The sequence below is a fragment of the Hydrophilobacter chitinilyticus genome (assembly GCF_049860745.1).
In the GTDB taxonomy this organism is placed as follows: domain Bacteria; phylum Pseudomonadota; class Gammaproteobacteria; order Burkholderiales; family Burkholderiaceae_C; genus Rhodoferax_B.
Map to the genome: position 1 here is coordinate 1,285,511 of NZ_CP187561.1, position 22,434 is coordinate 1,307,944.

At 61.2% G+C, this 22,434-nt stretch carries 20 protein-coding genes; 11 read left to right on the top strand and 9 right to left on the bottom strand.

Annotated elements, in window-relative coordinates; genetic code table 11:
• Positions 1–374 precede the first annotated feature (374 nt).
• From ACPWMG_RS05845 to ACPWMG_RS05855, 3 genes are all read right to left on the bottom strand, one after another.
• A complete protein-coding gene (locus tag ACPWMG_RS05845; RefSeq protein ID WP_483303718.1) occupies positions 375–851 on the bottom strand; it encodes a surface-adhesin E family protein in 477 nt (158 codons plus the stop codon).
• Positions 852–1,002: 151 nt separating this feature from the next.
• Entirely contained in the window at positions 1,003–2,403 is a 1,401-nt protein-coding gene (locus ACPWMG_RS05850; protein WP_483303719.1) for an LLM class flavin-dependent oxidoreductase, read from the bottom strand.
• On the bottom strand, positions 2,400–3,329 hold the full coding sequence (locus tag ACPWMG_RS05855) for an aliphatic sulfonate ABC transporter substrate-binding protein (protein ID WP_483303720.1): 930 nt from the start codon (positions 3,327–3,329) through the stop codon (positions 2,400–2,402). Before ACPWMG_RS05855 ends, ACPWMG_RS05850 begins: the two co-directional genes overlap by 4 nt.
• A gap of 410 nt (positions 3,330–3,739) precedes the next feature.
• Between ACPWMG_RS05855 and ACPWMG_RS05860 the strand changes: the two genes are divergently transcribed.
• From ACPWMG_RS05860 to ACPWMG_RS05875, 4 genes are all read left to right on the top strand, one after another.
• The gene (locus ACPWMG_RS05860) at positions 3,740–4,825 is read left to right on the top strand and encodes a DUF3182 family protein (RefSeq protein WP_483303721.1); all 1,086 of its coding nucleotides are present in this window, start codon (positions 3,740–3,742) and stop codon (positions 4,823–4,825) included.
• The gene (locus tag ACPWMG_RS05865) at positions 4,815–5,612 is read left to right on the top strand and encodes an alpha/beta hydrolase family protein (RefSeq protein WP_483303722.1); all 798 of its coding nucleotides are present in this window, start codon (positions 4,815–4,817) and stop codon (positions 5,610–5,612) included. Before ACPWMG_RS05860 ends, ACPWMG_RS05865 begins: the two co-directional genes overlap by 11 nt.
• A 102-nt stretch (positions 5,613–5,714) precedes the next feature.
• Complete coding sequence (locus tag ACPWMG_RS05870; RefSeq protein ID WP_483303723.1) at positions 5,715–6,887, top strand: GGDEF domain-containing protein; 1,173 nt, start codon at positions 5,715–5,717, stop codon at positions 6,885–6,887.
• A gap of 349 nt (positions 6,888–7,236) precedes the next feature.
• Positions 7,237–9,819: a beta-glucosidase family protein gene (locus ACPWMG_RS05875; RefSeq protein WP_483303724.1), complete on the top strand. Its 2,583-nt coding sequence runs from the start codon at positions 7,237–7,239 to the stop codon at positions 9,817–9,819.
• A 47-nt stretch (positions 9,820–9,866) separates the two neighbouring features.
• Here the strand turns inward: ACPWMG_RS05875 and ACPWMG_RS05880 are convergent, their stop codons facing one another.
• From ACPWMG_RS05880 to ACPWMG_RS05890, 3 genes are all read right to left on the bottom strand, one after another.
• Positions 9,867–11,531: a sulfatase-like hydrolase/transferase gene (locus ACPWMG_RS05880; RefSeq protein ID WP_483303725.1), complete on the bottom strand. Its 1,665-nt coding sequence runs from the start codon at positions 11,529–11,531 to the stop codon at positions 9,867–9,869.
• A gap of 133 nt (positions 11,532–11,664) precedes the next feature.
• Positions 11,665–11,988, bottom strand: coding sequence for a FlxA-like family protein (locus ACPWMG_RS05885; RefSeq protein WP_483303726.1), 324 nt, complete (start codon positions 11,986–11,988; stop codon positions 11,665–11,667).
• A gap of 56 nt (positions 11,989–12,044) precedes the next feature.
• Positions 12,045–12,725 carry a hypothetical protein gene (locus ACPWMG_RS05890; protein ID WP_483303727.1) on the bottom strand — a complete coding sequence of 227 codons (681 nt, stop codon included), beginning with the start codon at positions 12,723–12,725 and terminating at the stop codon, positions 12,045–12,047.
• Positions 12,726–12,838: 113 nt separating this feature from the next.
• On the opposite strand from ACPWMG_RS05890, the gene ACPWMG_RS05895 reads away from it, so the two are divergent.
• Positions 12,839–13,105, top strand: coding sequence for a hypothetical protein (locus tag ACPWMG_RS05895; RefSeq protein ID WP_483303728.1), 267 nt, complete (start codon positions 12,839–12,841; stop codon positions 13,103–13,105).
• Between the two features lie 79 nt (positions 13,106–13,184).
• Here the strand turns inward: ACPWMG_RS05895 and ACPWMG_RS05900 are convergent, their stop codons facing one another.
• Positions 13,185–13,874 (bottom strand): nucleotide-binding protein, encoded by a 690-nt coding sequence (locus ACPWMG_RS05900; protein WP_483303729.1) that lies wholly within the window; start codon positions 13,872–13,874, stop codon positions 13,185–13,187.
• Positions 13,875–14,033: 159 nt separating this feature from the next.
• Between ACPWMG_RS05900 and ACPWMG_RS05905 the strand changes: the two genes are divergently transcribed.
• The gene (locus ACPWMG_RS05905) at positions 14,034–15,026 is read left to right on the top strand and encodes an NAD(P)H-dependent flavin oxidoreductase (protein ID WP_483305183.1); all 993 of its coding nucleotides are present in this window, start codon (positions 14,034–14,036) and stop codon (positions 15,024–15,026) included.
• A gap of 11 nt (positions 15,027–15,037) precedes the next feature.
• Here ACPWMG_RS05905 and ACPWMG_RS05910 read toward each other — a convergent pair whose 3' ends face one another.
• Positions 15,038–16,231 (bottom strand): AI-2E family transporter, encoded by a 1,194-nt coding sequence (locus ACPWMG_RS05910; RefSeq protein ID WP_483303730.1) that lies wholly within the window; start codon positions 16,229–16,231, stop codon positions 15,038–15,040.
• Positions 16,232–16,425: 194 nt separating this feature from the next.
• Between ACPWMG_RS05910 and maiA the strand changes: the two genes are divergently transcribed.
• Positions 16,426–17,091 (top strand): maleylacetoacetate isomerase, encoded by a 666-nt coding sequence (maiA, locus tag ACPWMG_RS05915; RefSeq protein ID WP_483305184.1) that lies wholly within the window; start codon positions 16,426–16,428, stop codon positions 17,089–17,091.
• Between the two features lie 2 nt (positions 17,092–17,093).
• Positions 17,094–17,888 carry a peptidoglycan editing factor PgeF gene (gene pgeF / locus ACPWMG_RS05920; RefSeq protein WP_483305185.1) on the top strand — a complete coding sequence of 265 codons (795 nt, stop codon included), beginning with the start codon at positions 17,094–17,096 and terminating at the stop codon, positions 17,886–17,888.
• On the opposite strand, the gene ACPWMG_RS05925 is transcribed toward pgeF, so the two are convergent.
• Entirely contained in the window at positions 17,820–18,119 is a 300-nt protein-coding gene (locus ACPWMG_RS05925; protein WP_483303731.1) for a hypothetical protein, read from the bottom strand. The two genes, pgeF and ACPWMG_RS05925, sit on opposite strands and share 69 nt — an antisense overlap.
• A gap of 163 nt (positions 18,120–18,282) precedes the next feature.
• Between ACPWMG_RS05925 and phaC the strand changes: the two genes are divergently transcribed.
• From phaC to phbB, 3 genes are all read left to right on the top strand, one after another.
• A complete protein-coding gene (gene phaC / locus ACPWMG_RS05930) occupies positions 18,283–20,052 on the top strand; it encodes a class I poly(R)-hydroxyalkanoic acid synthase (protein ID WP_483303732.1) in 1,770 nt (589 codons plus the stop codon).
• Between the two features lie 187 nt (positions 20,053–20,239).
• Entirely contained in the window at positions 20,240–21,418 is a 1,179-nt protein-coding gene (locus ACPWMG_RS05935; protein WP_483303733.1) for an acetyl-CoA C-acetyltransferase, read from the top strand.
• 99 nt (positions 21,419–21,517) lie between these two features.
• The gene (gene phbB, locus ACPWMG_RS05940) at positions 21,518–22,255 is read left to right on the top strand and encodes an acetoacetyl-CoA reductase (protein ID WP_483303734.1); all 738 of its coding nucleotides are present in this window, start codon (positions 21,518–21,520) and stop codon (positions 22,253–22,255) included.
• Positions 22,256–22,434 lie beyond the last annotated feature (179 nt).

A 22,434-nucleotide genomic window follows, 5' to 3' on the forward strand; every position in this document is an offset into this window, starting at 1 on the left:
CAAACAAAGGTTAAACATCTATCAGCCCAGCAGGTTGCTGGGCTGGCAAATTTGGTGCGGTCGCGATGTTAGCACTCCTATCGCACGAGTGCTAATAATGGACGCGAATTTGGGGATTTCAAGGTGCCGAGACTTAAAAAAGAACTGAAAATCCAGAAGGTTCCAGTGTCTTAATCACATCAACTCAGAAAGAACAGAATGAGTGCGCGAAGAAGAAAACATGCCATTGCGATGCACATGTACCTGCGGATTTACGGCCCCCTATCCTGGAAGGAGTGGGACGCGCTGGAGGCTGCTGCAACCCCTATCGTCGGCTAAGTCTGTGACGAATAGGTGACGGTGATGTGGCGTGCGACGCTGCCTAGCGCTCAGCCTCAGCGCTTGGCCGCCGCCGCCGTGCAGGCTGCGGTGATGATGCGTTTGGTGGGGTTGGGCGTGACGTCGCGGAACTCCATCCAGCGCGGAGTGCCGGTGGTGTAGTCGACAGTTTTGCTGGGCTCGCCCTGCCAGCGGGGCAGGTCGTGGTAGGTCAGCTGCAGGTAACGCGCCTTGTGTTTCTCGCAATCGAACACCACGGCTGAGGTGTACGAGCGGTAGGGCACGCCGTCCCAACTGGTGCGCAATGTGGAGCGGCTGACCCGCACGCGTTTTGTGCGGGGCTTGCCTTCGATGTCGATGGGATCCACCTGAATGGTGTTGACGTCGGGTTCGTCCGGGTCGCCCATGATGGTGAACCAGATGGGCGCAGGCAAGGGCGCGGGGGAAGTCGCCGGTGCCGGGCTTTGCGCCAGGGCACCATTTAATCCGCACCACACCAGGGATGCGACGAGCACAGTTTTTCGCAAGTTCATGAAGCGGTTGGTTAAAGCATTCCGTGCCGAACGACCGTTTGCATATCGTCAACCTGCTGCAGGGCAGCGCAAACAAATCGGCCCGTGACGTCAGCAGTTTGCAACGTGACGGGCCTCTATTGTAGGGTGAATCAGCGCAAGATGCTACTTTTTAGATAGCAAGAGGCGCTTCTGCGCGTGCGCTCGTTGCAAACTGGTTCTGGGGTATCTGCAGGCCCAAGGTGTCGCGCAGTGTGGTGCCCGGGTAGGCCGTGCGAAACGCGCCGCGCTGCTGCAGCACTGGCACCACCTTTTCCAGGAAGTCGTTGGCGCCCAGCGGCATGATGGCCGGCAGTACGACAAAGCCGTCGCAGGCGCGGGCTTCATGCCAGGTGATGAGTTGGTCGGCCACCTCTTCGGCGGTGCCGATGGGCGCGAAGAACGACAGGCTCTGGGCATACCAAACGCTCAACTGAGCCAAGGTGAGCTTTTCGTCCAGCGCCTTTTGGAGCACGGCTTGAAAGCGCCCCTTGCTGCCAGTGATGCGAGCGGCTATGTCGGGCACCGGGGCGTGTAATTCGTACTGCGCCAGATCGTGGTTCATGCTGGCCGACATGAAGGTCAGCGCGGCCTGGGGCAACACCTTTTCATTCAGCTCGCGCTGCAAGTCCAGCGCGTCTTGCCGCGTCTGGCCCACGATCGGCACGATGCCGGGCAACACCTTCAGGCTGTTGGCACTACGGCTTACGGTTTCCAGTTGCTGTTTGAAGCGCGCGTAGAAGTCGCGCGCTTTCTCCAGCGTGGGTTGCACTGCAAAAATGACTTCAGCTTGCTCCAACGCCGTGCGTTCAAAGTTGCTCGACACGCCGGCTTGGATCTGCACCGGGTGCCCTTGGGGTGGACGCGGCACGTTCAGCGGGCCACGCACCTTGAACCAGGCGCCGTCGTGGTCGACGCGGTGCACTTTGCTGGCATCGCCGTAAATGCCATTGGCCTGGTCGCGTATCAGCCAGTTGTCTTCCCAGCTGTCCCACAGCTTCTTTATCAGGGCGACAAACTCTTGCGCCTTGTCATAGCGCGGGTCGTGGCCCAGGTGTTCGGGCTGGCCGTAGTTGCGTGCCTCGCCGTCGCTGACCGAGGTCACCACGTTCCAGCCCACGCGCCCGCCGCTCAGGTGGTCGATGGTGGCCAGCATGCGGGCCGTGGTGTAGGGCTGGCTGTAGGTGGCCGACACCGTGGCGGCCAAGCCGATCTGCGAGGTGGCGCCCACCAGGGACGCCATCACGCTCAAGGGCTCTGCATGCTGTGGCAGCGCGCGCGAGCTGACGGTGGCGGCAAAGTCGCCGCCGTAGACGTCGTCCACCGACAGTTTGTCGGCCAGAAAAATCATGTCGAGACAGGCGCGCTCAGCCTTCTGCGACATGTCTTTGTAGAAGCGCCAGTCCAGTGGCGTGGTGGTGCCGGCCAGCGGGTGGCGCCAGGCGCCAAGCTGGCTACCCACCTCGCTCAGGTACAGCGCCAAGTGCATTTGTCTGGGCATCTGGCGGGCAGGGCTGCTGTGGCCTGCGCTCATGGGTTGAACGAGGCGTCGATCAACTGGCTGGCTTCGAGCCGCTTGGGGATCAGGCCAGAGGTGGCGTACAGGTCGATGGTGGCCTGTTGCAGGTGCAGAATGTGTTCGTTGATCTTCAGGGGCGCGTGGCCTTCGCGGCGCTGCTTGGCCAGGGCCACGTCTTCAGGAATGCCCACCAGTTTGGCGATCAGCTTGGAGTAGGGCTCCGCATTGGTTTGGCCCCAGCTACGCGCTTTGGCGTTGCGCGCAACAAAGTCTTTCAGCGCGTCTTTCTTGGACTTGATGGCCTTGTCAGAAGCGACGAAGTACGACACGGCCGGGTAGCTTTTGCCATCCACCAAAATGCGGGCGCCCGACTTCAGCGTGGCAAACGACACATAAGGTTCCCAGGTCACCACCGCGTCGACCGAGCCTTGCGTCAGCGCCAGCGTGGCTTCAGACGGCGCCAGAAAAGCTAGGGTGACGGCATCTGGCGTGAGCCCGGCCTTGGTCAGCACCTGCAGCAGCAGGTTGTGGCCGGACGAGCCTTTGACCACGGCAATTCGCTTGCCCTTCAGGTCGGCAATGGTTTTGTACGACGAGGCGTTGGTCACGATGATGGCGTTGCCTTCATAAGACGTGGCAAAAATCGCCTTGGCTTGCAGGCCTGCTGCCGCGGCGAAGGTCAGCGGGGCGTCGCCCACCGAGCCCGCATCAATCGCATCGGCGCGCAGGGCTTCCAGCAGAGGGGCCGCATTCGGGAACTCGCTCCATTCCACGGTGTAGGGCAGGTTTTGCAGCACGCCTGCCGCTTCCATCACGGCGCGGGCATTGCCGCGTTGGTCGCCCACACGCAGGGTGACGGTTTGTGCCATGGCCGAAGTAGCCGCGGTGACGAGCAGAGCCAGGCCGAATGCACGGGCCTTGAGAGAAGAAAAATGCAACATGGATGGTGTCGAGCAGTGGAGTCAGCGGGTGGCCGCCAACCGATGTGGAACGCCCCGTGTGCCAGCGCGAAGCCAGCCGCAGTGGGCGGTTTGCTTGGCAAAAAAGAGCAGAGAGCTTTGGATTAGGCCGCTGCTGCGCCTCTGCGGGCAACGAATGCTTGCGCCTATCGATATGCGTTTTTCGTCAAACAGGTCAGCAGAAGTGCGTTGGGCGGCGAGCTGCATGCTCATTTGTCCTACAGCGCAATGCGCCGCTGATACCTGCGATCGAAGGTCCGCATAGAGATACTGATTTCACGACCCACCTGGCTTTCAATGGTTTTGAAAAGGGGTATGCCATGTTCGCTGACGCTGTACACGACCGATTGGTTCGCACACTTCCCCCCGTAGAGGCCCACAGAGAACTGGTGATGCCTTTCACGCAGGGGCTGGAGGGCCATGCAAGCCTTCATGAAAAGGCTACCCGTCACGAAGTGGCGCGGCGCATTGCGCAGATCAAAGGTGGCCAGTTTTCAGAAGAAATTCCTGTCGAGATGTGGGCGGTGCGCCCTTATCTTGTACCCAGCGAAACGCTGGTGGGCCTGCGTGCGGCAGAGCAGTTGGGTGTGTTTGGCGAAGATGATTTTTTGGGGGGCGTGGTGCCAGAGGCGTTTGTCGCCACGAAGGCGATTACGCACCCGTTGTGTTCGCTTGATGCTTCCGCGCCGCGCGGGTGGAGCCATGACTTTCCCATCATGGTGGCAGACGCTGTGTTGCCCGGCTTGACCGCGTTCTCTCGCAAAGATGCGTTGCGTGCAGCCGAAGAGATGCTGCGTCTGGGCCCCGTACGAATCAAGGCGGTGTGGGAAACCGGAGGTCGGGGGCAAAGCGTGGCCAACGATATGGTCGCTGCTAAAACAGCGCTGGCCGAGATCGAAGACACCATCCTCGCCGAGCACGGCGTGGTGCTGGAGCACGACCTGTCGAAAGTAGAAACGCTAAGCGTTGGCCAAGTGCGCGTGGCGGGCATCGTAGCCAGTTACTACGGCACCCAGAAGCTCACACCCAACAACACCGGCTCCATGGCCTATGGTGGCTCTGATCTGATCGTGGTGCGCGGCGGCTTTGAAGCCCTGCTGGCGACCATGGACGCGGGCGCGCTGCGCACTGCGGTCGACCAGGCCTTGCTGTACGACACGGCGGTGTCGGCGTGTTTTCGCGGCTTCTTTGCTTCGCGCACCAATTACGACGTGGCCCAGGGGCTCAATGCTGCAGGGCAATGGTGTTCGGGTGTGCTGGAGCAATCGTGGCGCATCGGTGGCGCAACGCCTGCGGAAATAGCGGCCTTGGAAGCTTTCCATGCCGATCCCGAATTGCAGTCGGTGCGGGCCAGTTGCACTGAGCAATACGGCCCGCATCCCACGCTCGCCGACACGGCGGCGATTTACTTTCAAGGCGACGACCCGGAGGTCGGCTTGCTCACCAAATACGCGGAGGTGGAAATCCATGGCAACTAGGCATAGAAGCATTCAAATTGCGGTGGGCGACCGCACCATCGCGGGCACGCTCGTGGCGCCAGACACGGTGGTGCCGGGCGTGATGCTGGTGCACGGGTGGGATGGCAGCCAAGAGCAATATTTGGCCCGTGCCCACGCCATTGCCGCCATGGGTTGCATTTGCCTGACCTTCGACATGCGCGGGCACGCCAAAGACCGGGCCTACCGTGACACCGTCACGCGCGAAGACAATTTGAACGACATGCTGGCAGCCTACGACCTGCTGGTCAGTCACCCTGCAGTGGATGCGCAGTCGATTGTGGTGGTGGGCAGCAGCTATGGCGGCTATCTGGCCGCGCTGCTCAGTGCCATCAAGCCTGTGCGCTGGATGGCGCTGCGCGCCCCTGCGCTCTACAAAGACGAAGACTGGCTCAGCTCCAAGCAGCACTTGGACCGCATGGAGATTGCCAACTACCGCGCGCTGATGCATGTGCCCGAGAGCAACAAGGCCTTGGCCGCCTGCACCAAGTTTCGCGGCGACGCGTTGATCGTCGAATCGGAGCTGGATCACATCGTGCCGCACCCCGTGATTGAAAATTACCGTGCGGCCCTGGTGCAGAGCAACTCCATGACCTACCGCGTGATCAAAGAAGCCGACCACGCTTTGTCCAAACCCGAGTGGAACGATGCCTATACCAAGCTGTTGGTGAACTGGATCTCGGAAATGCTGGATCTGGCCAAGGAACCCAAGGCTTCGAAAACACCGGCGCCATCCCCAACACCCGCAACGCAAACGGCTGAAGCCTAGCTTTTCCCGCTGTTGATTTCCCGCCGTTGAGTTGGCTCAAACCTTTGCGAGCCGACTCTGCTGGACAATAGAGGGCTGGCCGTCTTCGGCCGAACTCTCTTTATGCCCAACGATATCCAATCCCTGCTGCTGGCGCTCACCGTCAGTATGCTCACCATGGCTGTGGCCCTGCCCGCCGTCATGGGCCAGGTCAACGCGGCCGCGCGCCGTGCGCAAGCGGGGGTGGCGTTGCAGGCGGCGGGCTGGGTGTTGCTGCTGTTGTCGGGCGTGGTGCTGGCCGATTCGCTGGCCGACCGTGTGTTATCTACCTTGTCGATGTTTGGCATTGCCTGCGGCCTGGCGTTGAACGCCACTGCTTTTGACTTGTGGTGCGGGCGCCCAGCCCAATCTCGTGCCGCGATGTTGCTCGCCGTGGTCATGCCCATCGGTTACGGCCTGGGCTTTTCAAGCTACGCGTTTCGCGTGGGTTGGGCCAATGGACTGCTGGCGCTGCAGATGGCCTTGGTGGCCGTGGCCCTGGCGCGCAAACCCTCGGTGCCCGTGGGTCGTTGGCGTTGGTTGCTGGTGGTGGCGTTGCTGGCGCAGATGGTGGTGACGGCATGGCGTGGCGTGCTGGGCGCATTTTTCACAGCAGACTTCCCCGCGTTCTTGTGGCCGCACCCGGTCAATTTCACGTTTGCGCTGGTGGCCAACGCCACTGCGGTGCTTTCGCTCTCCGGCATTTTGTTGGCCCACCGGGACGAGGCTGCACGTGCGCTGGAGCGCTTGGCCACCACCGACGGCTTGACGGGTGTGCTCAACCGCCGCGCTTGGCTGTTGCAGGCCAACACCGAGATGGAGGTGAGCGCGCGCTACAACCATCCGTTGGCCGTGTTGATGATCGACCTGGATTACTTTAAGCAAATCAACGACAGCCGTGGCCACGAAGCTGGCGACCGCGCACTGCAGTTTGTGGCCAAGGCCTTGCAAGCAGCGGTGCGCAGCGGCGACCTAGTGGGGCGCTACGGGGGTGAAGAGTTCTGCGTGCTGATGAACCATGCCGACGAGGCCGCCGCTACGGCCTTTGACCGGCGCATGCGCATGTATTTGGACGAGGCGGCGCCGCGCGAACTGGGCTACCCGCTGAGCTACAGCGCCGGTGTTGCCATGCGCATCTCGGCTGACGACACGTTGGCTGCGATGCTGCGCCGAGCCGATGCCACCTTGTACGCCGCCAAGGCGCAGGGCCGCGCACGCACCCTGGACGCCCAGGGGCTGCAACTGCAGCGCTTCTAACGCCTTTCTTTTCTCCCTTGAGGACGGCGTGCGCCGTGTCCGCGATCGCGTGCGTGTTTTAGCTTGTTAAATCTATTTGTTTATCGATAACAAACTGTTTTCGTGACATGTGACTTGCAAACCAAGATGCGCGCTTGTGTTTGTCTTTCACTCGAAAATGTCTCTTTGTTTTCGTATTTGTTCGTTTGAGGCCAAGGGCATTTGGTTATCTAGGGAAACTACCTGGTATGCGTCATTGACGCTTGATTTGATAACGATAACAATTAAAAAGATAACGTTACCAATCCATGGGGTGACGTCGCTTTCCCGGCCTTTCAAGTGATCAGTCAATCAAAACAGGAGTAGAGACATGAAGCCAATGACGAGCTACAAGAAAACGGCGGTTGCCATCGCCATCACCGCCACGTTGTCCTTAGGGATCGTGGCTTGCGGAGGCGGGGGGGGGGGCGACAACTACATTGGGAACGCGTGGATGAAACCTTCGCTGGTGAGCGAGCAGAACAATGCCACCACCGATGCCGCGCGCGAAGCCGTGGCTAATCGCCGGGCGAAGATGCTGCTAGGGGGCATGACGCTTGACCAAAAGATTCAGCAACTCACGGGCAGCATGCCGGAGATGCTGCCTGAGTTGCCTGAGTGTTACGGCGCCCGTCACGTCAGCGGCATCGCGGATCTGAACATCCCCACCTTCCGCATCACCAACGGCCCGGTGGGCCTGGGCCAGAACGACTGTGTCTCCAAGACTGTGTATGACGCGGTGGTTGCCGGTACGGGCTCCCCGTTCGCAGCCTACACCCACCCTAGCTCTGCCAAGGCGACTGCACTGCCTTCTGCCATCTCGGCGGCGGCATCGTTTGATCCCGGTGTGGCGACCACCTACGGGGAAGTCATTGGCAATGAAATGAACAACCTGGCGCTGCACGTCTTTGAAGCGCCAGGCGTCAACATGGCGCGCTTGCCCATTCTGGGCCGCAACTTCGAATACTTTGGTGAAGACCCGTTCCTTACCGGCACCATGGGTGTCGCCGAAGTGAAGGCCGTGCAGAGCAAGGGCCTGATTGGTATGCCCAAACACTTTGTGGGCAACGAACAAGAAACCAACCGCCAAAAGATCCAGGAAACCATCGACCCGCAAGTGCTGCGCGAAATCTATCTGCTGCCTTTTGAAATGACGGTGAAGGAAGGCAAGGCTGCTTCGATCATGTGCGCGTACAACTACGTGAACGGTGTCAGCTCGTGTGAAAACAAAGAGCTGCTGACCGGCGTCTTGCGCGATGACTGGGGCTTCACCGGCTATGTGCAATCGGACTTCTTCGCCATCAAGAGCACGGTGGCGACGATGGTTGGGGGCCTGGACCACGAAATGCCGATTCCTCAGTTTTGGTCCAAAGCCAACCTGACGGCTGCGCTGGCCGCTGGCACGCTCACCACCGCCATGTTCGACAAGGCGCTGGAGCGTCGCTACACGCAGATGTTCAAGTGGGGCATTTTTGACCGCCCATTGAAGCAAACCCCGATTGATTTCACCGCCCATGGTCAGATGGCGCGCGATATCGGCACCAAGGCTGCCGTATTGCTGCAAAACAATGGCGCGTTGCCATTGGCATCCAGCGTGGCGAAGGTGGTGGTGGTGGGCAAGGCATCGCAGATTTATGCACAACAGGCTGTGGCCGGCGGCGCGATGGTGGGCAAAGCCATGGGCTCGGGCGGTGGTAGCTCTGATGTGGTGCCCAACTACACGGTGGCACCGGTTGATGGCATCAAGAACATGCTGAAAACCTTGGGCAATAGCGGCGCTTCGGTCCAACTGATTTTGGTCGACGACGCGAATGCTACGGCCACCATTGACGGCGCCGCCAAGACCTTTGCCGAAGCCACTGCGGCAGCGGCAGGGGCTGATGCGGTGATCGTCATGGCCGGGACCATTTCCGAAGAAGGGGCGGACCGTTCGACCATGGCGGATGGCAGCAGCGGCACATCGGTCACCGTGCCACTTGCGCCGGGCGCTTCGGCCGCAGACGGAAGCAGCCTTGATTGGTATGTTGCTGGCTCGCTCACGACCCCCGCCACCGCGACCGGCACCAACGGCGTGAAGAACAGCAACACCGTGGCCATGATCAAAAGCCTGATGAACGCCACGTCCACCAGCGGCAAGACCATGGCGCAAAAGACGGCGCTGGTCCTGAAAGACAACGCTGGTGTAGCCATCGATCCAGCCTTGGTCGGTGCGGCTGGCCCGGCCATTCTGGAAGTGTGGTTCCCTGGCCAGGAAGATGGCAACATCGTTGCCGACCTGCTGTTCGGCCAGAAGAACCCATCCGGCAAACTGCCGGTGACGTTCCCGTTCGTGGGCAAGGGCTTCCTCGACAACCTCACTGCGGCGCAGTTCCCTGGCGTGGTGAGCGCCGACGGCTCAACGCAAACGGTCACCTATTCCGAGCAATTGCACATGGGCTACCGCTGGTATGACGCCAACATCAGCGGCCAGTGCACGGTGGTGAGCGGCAGCAACCCGTGTGTGGCATTCCCGTTCGGGCACGGCCTGTCGTACACCGCGTTCAGCATGAGTGGTTCGAGCGTGGCAACCAACAGCGCGAACGGCGGTTACGACGTGACCACCACGGTGAAGAACACTGGCGCGGTGGCGGGCTCTGAAGTAGTGCAGGTTTATTTGTCGTTGCCTGCCACGGCCAACGGTGAAGGTGTGGTGCAGCCACCCAAGCGCCTCGTGGGCTTCCAGAAGGTAGAACTGGCCGCAGGTGCCTCGAAGCAAGTGGTGGTGACCGTCAACCCGGCGGGCGCCAACCACCCTCTGAGTGTGTGGAACAAGACCAAGAATGCATGGGTCACGCCTGCTGGCCAATACACCGTGTGGGTGGGCAAGTCGTCGGCACCTAAGGACTTGGCGCAGGCCGGTACGTTCTCGAAGTAAGGCGACTGCAGGCGGGGCGTGGCCCGCCTCGCCTCAAAGCTACCCGTTCATTCGTTGAACGACATCACCTTCGCTGGCAAGACCGGGTCTTGCCAGCGGTAGGTTTCATCCAGCACGCTGCGGCTGCGCTCGTCGCCCGACCATTGCAGGTGCAGCAGATCGGCGAGGGTATAGGCCATCCAGTCGGCGCGAAACGGTTGGTGCTCCAGGTTGCGCTGGGTCATGGCACCCGGTTGGCTCTGCCAGAGGATGGCCGGAATGCGGTAGCCCGAAGGCGTGCCAGGGCTGTGGCCCGCGTGGTTGCTGCTGTGGCCCACTTCCTGGCCGTGGTCGGACAAATACATCCATGAGCGATAAGGCTGGGCCACATGCGGGTCGGCGGTTTTGCCCGCCCCTTGTGTTAGCTGAAACAGCTTGGTGACGATGGTGTCGTGGTACAGCACGGCTGCGTCGTACTCCTGCCGAAACTTGCGCACCCAGGCCGAGCGGCCATCGTTAACCAGCCGTGTTTCCACCGCATCGGCACCTTGTGTGAACGGGTTGGCGCCTTCCGGGTAACGCAGGCTGTAGTGCGGGTGTGTGCCCATCAGGTGCACCACGATCAGTTTGCGCTCGGTGGGGTCTTGCAGCGCTTCTTCCACGCAGTCCAACAGCTCGCTGTCGAGCGACGTGCCAGAGCGGCCGGGCGTGCGGTTCACCATGTCGATCACGTCGGCCATACGCCCGTGTTTTTGTTCGATGGCTAGGTCGTCGTGGTTGCTGATCCACCAGGTTTTATAGCCCGCTGCGCGTGCCAACGCCAAGGCATGCAAAGGGTCGTCGCTTTCCTTCTGGCCAAAGTTGAACATGTTGCGCAACGAGGGCAGGGTGCTGGCGTCTACCGACCAGGCGTTCTTCAACACCAGCATTTGCTGGCCCCACTCGGCTTTCTGCAGCAGCAGGCCCGGCGTGGTGGGCCGGCCATAGCCATACAAGGCCATGTTGTCGCGGTTCACGCTGTCGGTTATCACCAGCACTACCGTGGCGGGGCCGGCTTGGGTGATTTGGGGGGCGACAGCTTGTGCGCGTTGCAAGGCGCGGTCGCGGCTGTTTTGTTCGTGCATCCAACCTGCGCGCAGGGCTTGTACCGATTCGGTCCAAGTGTTCCAGAACACCACCGGGTGCAGGCGGCGCCATGGTTTGCTGGCATAGGCCAGCGCAATCGCCAGGGCGACGAAGCACGCGGCGGCCATCATCCAGCGCGAGGACGTGGCGCGCGCTGTGGTGTTTAAAGAACGGCGTGCCCCACGACCGGCGTAACGGGTGATGAGTAGCGCCGTGACGCCCATGGCGGCGGCCCAAGCCAGCATCGATCGCCACTGCATCGACAAATACTCCGAGCCTTCGCGCACATTGGTGTTGGCGATGGCGCCCAACACCAGCGCACTGTCGGGTGCAGCTTGGTAGGTGTCACGCAGGTAAGCCCGGGCTACGCCGTCGAGCGCAAAAATCAGCGCCCAGAGCCACACCCCCACACTGCGTATGCGGTGCATCAAAGCGCTGCGTAGCGGCCACAGCAGCCACAGCACCCCGGGTGCCGCTAGCAAGGCCAGTTGCGCGATGCGGCGGCCATCATGTCCCAACACGATGAGGGCCATAAGTGTGGCGCCGATGATGGCGCAGGCCATACGAGCCTGCTGGATGGGCTGGGGAAACCCTGTGGTGCGGAACATGACGAATGTGGTGATCGCGAAGAGCGACCGGAAGGCGCGGCGAAAACTGCCGCCGGCATCATGTCAACTGGGGCAGAGACCCGGAATTGGGTAGGCCATTGCCAATGGCCTCGGGCCTTCAGTGGCTGCGGGCTCAGGCGTAAACGTCGACCAGCCCTGAGGTTCGCTTGGTAGAAGCCTGGGCCACCTTACGCTGCTCCGCCGCCTTGGCGAGCTGGCGTTGCATCTGCTGCATTTCTTCGGCTTGCTGCGTGGCGGCAATTTGCTGTTGCACCATCTGGATCATGGCCTGCAGCATCTGGATGCGTTGCTCCTTGGCCTTGGGCTCCATGTCTTCCCAGACCACGGCCTTGAGTTGCTCGGTCAGCTCGCGCATTTGCTTTTGCAGCCGGGCGATGGTGGCTGCAGAGTTGGCATTAGCGGTGCTGCCGCTGGCGGAACTGATCGATATTTGCATACCTGCCATATCGGCAGATACGGCGGGTTCTTGAGTGTGATGCGTTTGATCGAACGTTAGAACGAAAACTTGAAACCGACGCTGAAGAGTGTGTCGCGCTGCATCTTGCCGATGGTGCCGTCGATTTGCCAGTTTTTGGCGATGTCGGTGCGCAGGCCAATCTGCTGCGTGGGCGCGCTATGGCGTTGCCCAAAGGTTTCGATGTGCGCGGTGAAGGCGCCAAATGCGTGCTCCAGCGCAATGCCCCAGGTGCCAAGGGTTGGGCCGTCCTTGGGCCGGTTGGCACCGGCGTTCAAGTGGAAAGCGCCAAATTCGCCATTGCAGGTGAACAGGCCCGTCACATCCGGCGTGTTGCCCGCGTTTTGTGTGTGCGAAACACCCGCCGACGCGCCAAAGTTGCAGCCGTTTTCTTGCGACGGCGTGATGCGCCACTTCAAATGCAGCGCGCTGGTGGTCAGGTTGGAGGTGGTGTCGCGCATGGCGGACGCATCCAGTTCCAGACCGGCGCCCAGGCCGATGGCGGGGGCCACCGTCCAGGTGTTGAGCTTGCCTGGCGCACGTGCATACCAACTCTCTACGTGGCCTTCGCCAGCCTCTTCTACATCGGCATCGTCTACGGTGAGGGGCCGGCCCGCGAACACCGCGCTGCTGGCGAGCAGGGCAGCGGTGGCCGTGGCCGCTTGAATCCATCCAGGTTGTAACGATTTGAGCATGCGGCAGTATAGGGAGGCACTCATGTGATGACAAACCGTTTGTGACCACTGCACCACGTCACCCGACAGTCACTTCTCGCGAATGCTGTTACCCACGGTGACTGGCCATGGGCGTTAGCATTTGGCAGGAGGAATTTATGAGAACTGGTCTCTTTTTACTTGCAGGCTTTTTGTTGATGGCCGCCAGCGCCATTGTGGCCCGGCTGTTCACCGGCAACTACCCCTCGGCCGCCACCTGGTGCACGGCCGTGTTTGTGGTGGTGTGGCTGGCGCTTACCGGCTTCAACATGTGGACTGGTGTGGCCAAGGCGGGCTACAGCGCCTCAGAAGAGTTGCCGATTTTCTTGATGCTGTTTGGCATTCCCGCTGTGGCGGCTTTGCTGCTGAAGTGGAAAGTGCTGTAAGCCTTCGTTTTACACCGCAAAACAAAAAACCGCCAAACCTGGTCACAGGCTTGGCGGTTTTTAATGGGGGTGTATGGACTCAGAGCCCGGCGTCAGCGATTTCTCGGTAGGCGTCGCGCAACCAGATCTTCACGCGCTGGCGGTCCATCAGGCCCAGGCCACCATCGTCTTGTGCGTGCGTGGCGGCCCAGAAGCTGCTGTTACCAGCATCAATTTTTTGCACAATGCTGTCAGCCAGCTTCTTGATGGTGATGACCTTGGCGCCCATGGCTTCGGCGCGCGCACGCAGGCCCGAGGCTTCCAGAATCGAGAAGTCGTTGCCGCGCAACTGGTTCAGCACAATGCGCAAGTTCAGGCTGTGGCCAAAGCGGTCGAGCAGTTTTTCCAGCAGGTCGACCGAGTCCTTGCCCGAGTCCATCACGTGCCAGTAGGTCAGCTTCATGCCGAGCTCTTTCGCGAGCGACAACACATCCGCCCCCTCAATCCACTCCACCAGCGGAATATGGGTTTGCGCCGCCAGGTCCACCAGGATGCGGCGCTCCGGGTCTTCAGCGGCCGATTCAATGATGGCGTCAAATGCGTCATGCCGGTCCAACACAATCGGCGAAGCGTAATCGGCGTAGTAGCGCAACAGCGTGCCGTGTGAACGGTCGGTGTCAAACCCAATGAAAGGCAGGTTCTGGTCGATCATGTACTGGGCCAGCACGCGTGCGGTGAGCGATTTGCCCACGCCGCCTTTTTCACCGCCGATGAAGTGGATATTGGACATGTTGGATTCCGTTAAAAATATCTTGGCGCCAAAATGGCTAGGAACGATTCGCAGTGTCTCGCAAAGAGCATGCCGTTTCCGCAACAGTAGGGAGAAATTTTTGTGACGTCTCGTTTGTCTGAACTCCTGGGCATCCGCTGGCCCTTGCTGCAAGCGCCTATGGCGGGCGTGCAAGGTAGCGCCATGGCGGTGGCCGTGTCCAATGCTGGCGCACTGGGTGCTTTGCCTGCGGCCATGCTCACCGCGGCGCAGTTGCGTGAAGAACTGACGCGCATCCAGGCGCAAACCACACAGCCCTACAACGTCAACTACTTCTGCCACACCCCGCCCACGCCTGATGCGGTGCGGGCCGAGGTTTGGCGCAGCACGCTGCAGCGGTATTACGACGAAGCCGGTATCGACAGCGCCACCGTTGCGCCAGGCGTAGGCCGTGCGCCGTTCACGGCCGAAGCCGCCGATGTGCTGGAAGCCTTTCGCCCGCCGGTGGTGAGCTTTCACTTTGGTTTGCCGTCACCCGAGTTGCTGGCGCGTGTGCGCAGTTGGGGCAGCAAGGTGCTGAGCAGCGCCACCACGGTGGAAGAGGCGGTGTGGCTGGAAGCGCATGGCGTGGATGCCGTCATCGCTCAGGGTGTGGAGGCCGGCGGCCACCGTGGCATGTTTTTAACCGACGACCTGACCACCCAAATGGGCACCATGGCACTGCTGCCGCAAGTGGTGCGCGCCGTGCGTGTGCCGGTGATCGCGACCGGTGCCATCACCGATGAACAAGGTATTCGCGCCGCCTTGCTGCTGGGCGCTGCCGGTGTGCAGGTGGGTACGGCGTATTTGTGTGCTGACGAAGCCACCACCAGTGCTATCCACCGCAAAGCCTTGCAAAGCCCTGAGGCGCGACACACCGCATTGACGCGCCTTTTCACCGGAAAGCCCGCGCGGGGTATCGTCAACCGTTTGATGCGTGAAGTGGGCCCCATGAGCAATACCGCGCCCGCGTTCCCGTTGGCAACGACCATGGTGGCGCCGCTGAGGGCCTGGGCGGAAGCCAAGGGCCGTGGCGATTTTTCGCCCCTGTGGTCGGGCCAGAACACCGACAACTGCCAGGCACTGCCCGCGGCCGAGATCACGCGCCAACTGGTGCAGGCATGGCACGGGTGAGACGGATGAGGCTAGTTTCCTAAAAACTCACCGATGGGTTTGAGGTCGTCAATGCGGTCACACACCGCCTTGATGGCCATCAAAATCGGCACGCCCAGCAGCAAGCCCCATACCCCCCAAAGCCAGCCCCAGGCGATCACCCCAATAAATATGGCCACGGGGTTCAGCCGGCTGGCGCGGCTGGCCAGCCAAGGCGTGATCAAGGTGCCCGCAATGCTGTGGATGGCCACCGACACCAACAGCACCGCCAACGCCATGTTGACACTGCCAAACTGCAAGAACGCGACCAGCGCTGCGCCGCCTGCAGCCGCTGCCGAGCCCACATAAGGCACCAGCCTAAAGACCGCGCCCACCACGCCCCACAGCGCGGCGTTTTCCAGCCCCATGGCCCAGAAGCACAACCCGGTGACGATGCCCACCAGCGCGCTGATGAACAGGTGCAGCAACAGGTAGCGCTGGATCTGCTCGGTGATCTCGTTCAGCGCCTGCACGGTGATCTTGCGCTGGGCCAGTGTGTTGCCCGCCACGCGCACCAGCTTGCGCCGGAAAGTGTCACCAGCGGTCAGCAGAAAAAACGTCATGAACAAGGTGACCACACCTTGGCCCACCAAGCGCGCCAGGCCCATGGTGCCAGTCCATAAATAGTCTTTGATATTGAAGCGTGCGGGCGCGACTTGCACCTGGGTGACGCGTGTGGTTGTGGTTGTGTCGCCGCTGGTGACTTGCACCAGTTGCTCAGCTGCCTTTTGGACCGACTCCAGCGTGCTGGGGGCGACGGGTTTGGCGGCGCGCTTTTCGCGGTCGGCCGCTACCTTCACTTTTTGTACGGCCTCTGGCAGTGCGGTGACCAGGCGCGAAGCATCGTCGCGCAAGACGTACGCACCGCCGCTGATGGCACCCATCAACACCAACAGCAGCACGCCAGCGCCCAGTGCGCGCGGTACATGCCAGCGCTCCAGCCGGTCCACCATGGGCGTCAACGCGTAGCTGCAAAGCAGGCCTAGCATCACCGGAATGAACACGGCGCTGGCCCAGTGCAGCATGAACACGGCAGCGGCCAGGCTCAGGAACACCAGCGCTGTGTTGCGCACGTCCACAGGCATGGCTTCCGGCACGGAAGCCGCTGTGGACATGGGTGCCATCACCGTCACCGGTACGGTGTCTTCCGAGCGAGGGGCAGTGGCGGACGAGGGCGCATCAAACATGGGGCGACGATACGGGGCACGTCTGCATAAGTTCGTCAGCAGCGCATGGAGAAGCGTGTAGGCGTAGCGCGCTAATGTTGTTGATCCTTGAAGCAAAAAGACGTCGCAGCGCTTATGGATCAAGCGCAAGTTGCTCATGAATCAGGAGCGGCGCCTACATGACAGGTCGCGTAGACGCGCTATCCTTCAGCCTCATGAAGCTCCACAACTACTTTCGTTCTTCGGCCTCGTACCGCGTGCGTATCGCCTTGGCCGTCAAGGGACTGGCCTACGACTACCTGCCCGTGCACTTGGTCAAGGGCGAGCAAAAAGCCGCCGCCCACGCCGCCATTTCACCAGACCGCTTGGTGCCCGTACTGGAGGTGGACGGCGAGTTCCTCACGCAGTCCATGGCCATCATTGAATATCTGGACGAACAGCATCCCACGCCGCCTTTGCTGCCGGCCGACGCCTTGGGCCGTGCCCAAGTGCGCGCTTTGGCGCAACTGGTGGCCTGCGAAATGCACCCGCCGACCAACCTGCGCGTGCTGAAGTATTTGGTCAATGAGCTGCACCAAGACGAAGCCACCAAAAATGCCTGGTACCACCACTGGTGCCGCAGCGGGCTGGAAGCTTTTGAGCGCCAACTGCAAACGGTGGCCGAGAGCCGTGCGCGGCGCGGCCTGGCGCCCTCGGTGTTTTGTTATGGTGATAGCCTGACCTTGGCCGACTGCTGCCTGCTGCCGCAGATCTACAACGCGCAACGTTTCAACGTGCCGCTCGACGGCCTGCCGCTGACCATGGCCGCGTTTGAGGCTGCATTGCAAACCACCGCAGCGCAACAGGCACACCCCAGCGCCTGTCCGGACGTTCAGCCATGACGATGCCCAGCGATTGGCTGGTGCCGGACTGGCCTGCACCCGCCCATGTGCACAGCGTCTTTACCACACGCACTGGTGGTGTGTCGGCTACACCGTTTGACGCCATGAACCTCGGCGACCACGTGGGCGACGACCCCACCGCCGTGTTGGCCAACCGCGTGCGTTTGGGCGAAGCCTGTGGCGTCCAGCCGGTTTACCTGCAGCAAGTGCATGGCACGGCGGTGGTGCCGTTGACCGCGCCTGTGCTGGCCACCACCAGTCCCGTGCAGGCTGATGCGTGCTGGACAACCGAGCCCGGCATCGCCTGCACCATCATGGTGGCCGATTGTTTGCCGGTGCTGTTCACCAACCGCAGCGGCACTGTGGTGGCCGGCGCGCATGCGGGGTGGCGCGGTTTGGTGGGAGTGGACGGGGTGGGGGTGTTGGAAACGACTTTTCAGCAGATCGCGGCCATTCAGCGTGCAGAGCCTGGCGAGCCTGTCGACGCTTCCGAGTTCATCGCCTGGCTCGGCCCCTGTATTGGCCCCGCGCGTTTTGAGGTCGGTGATGAAGTGCGCGCCGCGTTTGTGGCGCACAACGTCCAGGCCGAGGTGTTGTTTCAAGCGCACGGTGCTGGCAAGTGGCTGGCAGATTTACCAGGGTTGGCGCGCCAGCGTTTGGCGGCGCTGGGCCTTACTGGCGTTTATGGCAATGACGGCAGCACGGCGTGGTGCACCGTCGACAACGCATCAAGGTTCTTTTCGTACCGGCGCGAGCGCATCAGCGGGCGCATGGCGGCTTGCATCTGGTTGGGCTGATGCGTCTCCCTGGGGCGGCTCGACCGCCTCCGCCGCCTCTACTGCCTCGCGCGCCTTGATGGCGCGCCGGCGCAACGGCGCGCCCCACAAGTAAACCACCAGCGCCACAGGAGCGGCGCCGTACAGCACAAACGTGAGAAGGCCCCCCAGCACCGTGCCGGTGGTGTTGGTCGCTTCGGCAACGCCCATCATCAGCGCGACGTAGGTCCACGCAATTACAACTAGGTACAACAATCCAAACAACCTCCATTGCTTCGCTCTTGAGACTCTGCAAGAATTCCGGGTAAACCCTAGGAGTCGGTTCGCAATCTATTGCATGGTCCCAATAGAGTGTTAACAAGACTCCTCATAATAGGAAGCCTTAATTCTCAGGCTTCACTCGCGAGGAGACAGCATGCATTCTGAGTCGGATTGGACCAGTGTAGGTTTGCAATTCCAAAAAGCCTTCGGCGAGGGCTGGTCGAAAAACTGGCTCCAAGCCATGCAAGGTTTACAAGGCAACATGGCTGGCGGCCCCTCATTTGGTGGTGTGCCCGGTTCCCTTCCTACGTTCCCCGACGGCGCTTCGCTGCCCCGTATTTCTTTCTCTCCCGAGAAACTGCAGGCGCTGCAACAGCAGTACCTTGAAGAATCCACCAAGCTGTGGAACAGCACGCTCGATCAAAGCCACATCGCAGGCGACCGCCGCTTTGCCGCTCAAGCCTGGGGCAGCAACCCCACCGCCGCGTTTTCCGCCGCTGCTTATCTGCTGCAAACCCGCACGCTGCTGGCGCTGGCCGATGCGGTGGAGGGTGACGAGAAAACCCGTGCCCGCATCCGCTTTGCCGTAGAGCAGGCCACGGCCGCTGCGTCGCCGAGCAACTTCCTGGCGCTGAATGCAGACGCCTTGAAAAAGGCCGTAGACACCCAGGGCGAGAGCATTGCCAAGGGCTTGCAAAACCTGGCCGGCGACATTCAAAAAGGTCACCTGTCGATGACCGACGAAAGCGCCTTCGAGGTCGGCAAAAACGTCGCCACGACCGAGGGTGCGGTGGTGTTCGAGAACGAATACTTCCAGCTCATCGAATACAAACCCTTGCCCGCAGCCAAGGGCGCGGCCAAGGTGTATGAACGTCCGTTCCTGTTGGTGCCGCCGTGCATCAACAAGTACTACGTGCTTGACCTACAGCCCGAGAATTCACTCATCCGCTACGCTGTGGAGCAGGGGCATCGCACATTTGTTGTGAGCTGGCGCAACCCCGACGCCTCGTGCGGTGAAAAGACCTGGGACGACTACATCGAACACGCGGCCATCAAGGCGATCAACGTCACACGTGAGATCACGGGCGCCAAAACCATCAACGCGCTGGGCTTCTGTGTGGGCGGCACCATCCTCAGCACCGCCGCAGCCGTGTTGGCCGCGCGGGGGGAAAAGCCGCTGGCCAGCCTTACGCTGCTGACCACGCTGCTGGACTTCAAAGACACCGGCATCCTCGACGTGTTCATCGACGAAGCCATGGTGGCCTACCGCGAGATGCAAATGGGCAAGGGTGGCCTGCTGCCGGGCAGCGAGCTGGCTTCCACCTTCTGCTTCCTGCGCCCGAACGACCTGGTATGGAATTACGTGGTGGGCAACTACCTCAAGGGCGAAACACCACCGCCGTTCGACCTGCTGTACTGGAACAGCGATGCCACCAACCTGCCCGGCCCGTTTTACGCCTGGTATCTGCGCAACACCTACCTGGAAAACAACCTGGTCAAAGCCGGCCACACCACGGTGTGCGGCGAAAAGATCGACCTGGGCAAGATCGATGCGCCGGTCTATATCTATGGCTCGCGCGAAGACCACATCGTGCCGATTGGCGGCGCTTACGCCTCCACGCAGCATCTGCGCGGCCCCAAGCGTTTTGTGATGGGTGCCTCGGGCCACATTGCCGGCGTGATCAACCCACCCGCCAAAAAGAAACGCAGCCACTGGGTAAGCACCTCGGCCAAGTTCCCGGCGGACGTGCAGGACTGGGTGAAGGGTGCCACCGAGCAGCCCGGGAGTTGGTGGGCCGACTGGGCCGATTGGCTCAAGAGCCACGCAGGCAAGCAAATTGCTGCACCCGCCACGTATGGCAAAGGTGCGCAGTTCAAGGCGATTGAACCCGCCCCGGGGCGTTACGTGAAAGCCCGGGCCTAGGCAGGGTTTCATCTCGCAACCGTCGCCCAACCTACGCAGAATGACTGACAAGGCTAAGCCCTAATCATCTTTTGGGATTGAACGGCTTAGCATGGCCTCAGCGCGGTACCTGGAGGGCCAGGGCGCGCTCTGCGGCTGCAGGTTCACAATCCTATTCAATACTTTCAAACTCACTCTGGAGCACATCATGGAAGACATCGTCATCGTAGCCGCCACCCGCACCGCCGTTGGCAAGTTTGGCGGCTCGCTCGCCAAGATCGCCGCCACCGACCTCGGTGCCGCCGTTGTGAAAGAAGTGCTGGCCCGTAGCGGCCTGGCCGCCGACCAGATCGGTGAAGTCATCATGGGCCAAGTGTTGGCCGCAGGTGCCGGCCAAAACCCGGCGCGCCAAGCCGTCATCAAAAGCGGCCTGAACCAAGCCACCCCTGGCCTGACCATCAATGCCGTGTGCGGCTCGGGCCTGAAGTCCGTGATGCTGGCCGCGCAAGCTGTGGCCACGGGCGACAGCGAAATCATCATTGCGGGCGGCCAGGAGAACATGAGTGCCTCGCCACACGTATTGCTGGGCTCGCGCGACGGCCAACGCATGGGCGACTGGAAGATGACCGACACCATGATTGTTGACGGCCTGTGGGACGTCTACAACCAGTACCACATGGGCATCACCGCCGAAAACGTGGCCAAGAAATACGGCATCAGCCGTGAGATGCAAGACGCGCTGGCTTTGGCCAGTCAACAAAAGGCCGCCGCCGCACAAGAGGCTGGCCGCTTCAAAGACGAAATCGTGCCGTTCACCATTCCACAAAAGAAGGGCGACCCGATTGTTTTTGCAGCCGATGAATTCATCAACAAAAAGACCAATGCCGAAGCGCTGGCCGGCCTGCGCCCTGCGTTCGACAAGGCCGGTGGCGTGACCGCAGGCAATGCCTCGGGCATCAACGACGGCGCCGCTGCCGTGATGGTGATGACGGCCAAGAAGGCCGCCGCGCTGGGCTTGAAGCCGCTGGGCCGCATTGCCAGCTACGCCTCCTCCGGCCTCGACCCGGCCTATATGGGCATGGGCCCCGTCCCGGCATCGCAAAAGGCCTTGGCCCGCGCCGGTTGGAAAGCACAAGACCTCGACCTGCTGGAAATCAACGAAGCGTTTGCCGCGCAAGCTTGCGCCGTCAACAACGAAATGGGTTGGGACACCAGCAAGGTCAACGTCAACGGCGGTGCGATTGCGATTGGGCATCCGATTGGTGCGTCCGGCTGCCGTATTTTGGTGACGCTTCTGCACGAAATGGGGCGTCGTGATGCGAAGAAGGGCATCGCCTCGCTGTGCATCGGTGGTGGCATGGGAGTTGCCCTAACTATCGAGCGGTGAGATCGGCCCACAATGGTTTAGACCTGGTGGGCAGGGTCCCGCCAGCGAAAGTGTGACCCGCTATTCGGTTCAACCAACATTTAAAACAGGGGATATGAGATGAGTCAAAAAGTAGCGTACGTCACGGGTGGCATGGGTGGTATCGGTTCCGCCATTTGCCAACGTCTGCACAAAGAAGGTTTCAAAGTCATCGCCGGTTGCGGCCCTACCCGCGACTACGACAAGTGGCTGGCCGAGCAAGCCGCACTGGGCTACAAGTTCTATGCATCGGTGGGCAATGTCGGCTCGTGGGAATCCACGGTTGAAGCCTTCACCAAGACCAAGGCCGAACACGGCGCGATCGACGTGCTGGTGAACAACGCCGGCATCACGCGCGACCGCATGTTCGTGAAGATGAGCCGCGAAGACTGGGACGCAGTGATCGAAACCAACCTGAACAGCATGTTCAACGTCACCAAACAAGTGGTCGGCGACATGGTGGAAAAAGGCTGGGGCCGCATCATCAACATCAGCTCGGTCAACGGTGAAAAAGGCCAGGCCGGCCAGACCAACTACTCGGCTGCCAAGGCCGGTATGCACGGCTTCACGATGGCGCTGGCGCAAGAACTGGCCAACAAGGGCGTGACGGTCAACACCGTGAGCCCAGGCTACATCGGTACTGAAATGGTTCGCGCCATTCGCCAGGAAGTGCTCGACAAAATCGTTGCCACCATCCCGGTGAAGCGCTTGGGTCAACCTGAAGAAATCGCCTCCATCATCGCCTGGCTGGCGTCTGACGAAGGTGGCTACTCCACCGGCGCTGACTTCTCGGTCAACGGTGGTCTGCACATGGGCTGATGCCCAAGTGGCGTGGCACCGCTGGTGCCACACGCGTCATGTGTGTGTGCACCACATGCCAAACAAAACCCGCTGGGCTTAGGTTCAGCGGGTTTTTGTTTGGGGGCTTGCTCAGCATTGCCTTAACCCCACGCGCGCAAGGAACTTGGTTTTTCCGGGGATTGGCTTGGGGCTTGCTG

Bases quoted from the DNA above. Each gene is read 5' to 3' on its own strand.
- ACPWMG_RS05845 (WP_483303718.1), bottom strand. From the start codon at position 851: ATGAACTTGCGAAAAACTGTGCTCGTCGCATCCCTGGTGTGGTGCGGA.
- ACPWMG_RS05850 (WP_483303719.1), bottom strand. From the start codon at position 2,403: ATGAGCGCAGGCCACAGCAGCCCTGCCCGCCAGATGCCCAGACAAATG.
- ACPWMG_RS05855 (WP_483303720.1), bottom strand. From the start codon at position 3,329: ATGTTGCATTTTTCTTCTCTCAAGGCCCGTGCATTCGGCCTGGCTCTG.
- ACPWMG_RS05860 (WP_483303721.1), top strand. From the start codon at position 3,740: ATGCCTTTCACGCAGGGGCTGGAGGGCCATGCAAGCCTTCATGAAAAG.
- ACPWMG_RS05865 (WP_483303722.1), top strand. From the start codon at position 4,815: ATGGCAACTAGGCATAGAAGCATTCAAATTGCGGTGGGCGACCGCACC.
- ACPWMG_RS05870 (WP_483303723.1), top strand. From the start codon at position 5,715: ATGCCCAACGATATCCAATCCCTGCTGCTGGCGCTCACCGTCAGTATG.
- ACPWMG_RS05875 (WP_483303724.1), top strand. From the start codon at position 7,237: ATGAAGCCAATGACGAGCTACAAGAAAACGGCGGTTGCCATCGCCATC.
- ACPWMG_RS05880 (WP_483303725.1), bottom strand. From the start codon at position 11,531: ATGTTCCGCACCACAGGGTTTCCCCAGCCCATCCAGCAGGCTCGTATG.
- ACPWMG_RS05885 (WP_483303726.1), bottom strand. From the start codon at position 11,988: ATGCAAATATCGATCAGTTCCGCCAGCGGCAGCACCGCTAATGCCAAC.
- ACPWMG_RS05890 (WP_483303727.1), bottom strand. From the start codon at position 12,725: ATGAGTGCCTCCCTATACTGCCGCATGCTCAAATCGTTACAACCTGGA.
- ACPWMG_RS05895 (WP_483303728.1), top strand. From the start codon at position 12,839: ATGAGAACTGGTCTCTTTTTACTTGCAGGCTTTTTGTTGATGGCCGCC.
- ACPWMG_RS05900 (WP_483303729.1), bottom strand. From the start codon at position 13,874: ATGTCCAATATCCACTTCATCGGCGGTGAAAAAGGCGGCGTGGGCAAA.
- ACPWMG_RS05905 (WP_483305183.1), top strand. From the start codon at position 14,034: ATGGCGGGCGTGCAAGGTAGCGCCATGGCGGTGGCCGTGTCCAATGCT.
- ACPWMG_RS05910 (WP_483303730.1), bottom strand. From the start codon at position 16,231: ATGTTTGATGCGCCCTCGTCCGCCACTGCCCCTCGCTCGGAAGACACC.
- maiA (WP_483305184.1), top strand. From the start codon at position 16,426: ATGAAGCTCCACAACTACTTTCGTTCTTCGGCCTCGTACCGCGTGCGT.
- pgeF (WP_483305185.1), top strand. From the start codon at position 17,094: ATGCCCAGCGATTGGCTGGTGCCGGACTGGCCTGCACCCGCCCATGTG.
- phaC (WP_483303732.1), top strand. From the start codon at position 18,283: ATGCATTCTGAGTCGGATTGGACCAGTGTAGGTTTGCAATTCCAAAAA.
- ACPWMG_RS05935 (WP_483303733.1), top strand. From the start codon at position 20,240: ATGGAAGACATCGTCATCGTAGCCGCCACCCGCACCGCCGTTGGCAAG.
- phbB (WP_483303734.1), top strand. From the start codon at position 21,518: ATGAGTCAAAAAGTAGCGTACGTCACGGGTGGCATGGGTGGTATCGGT.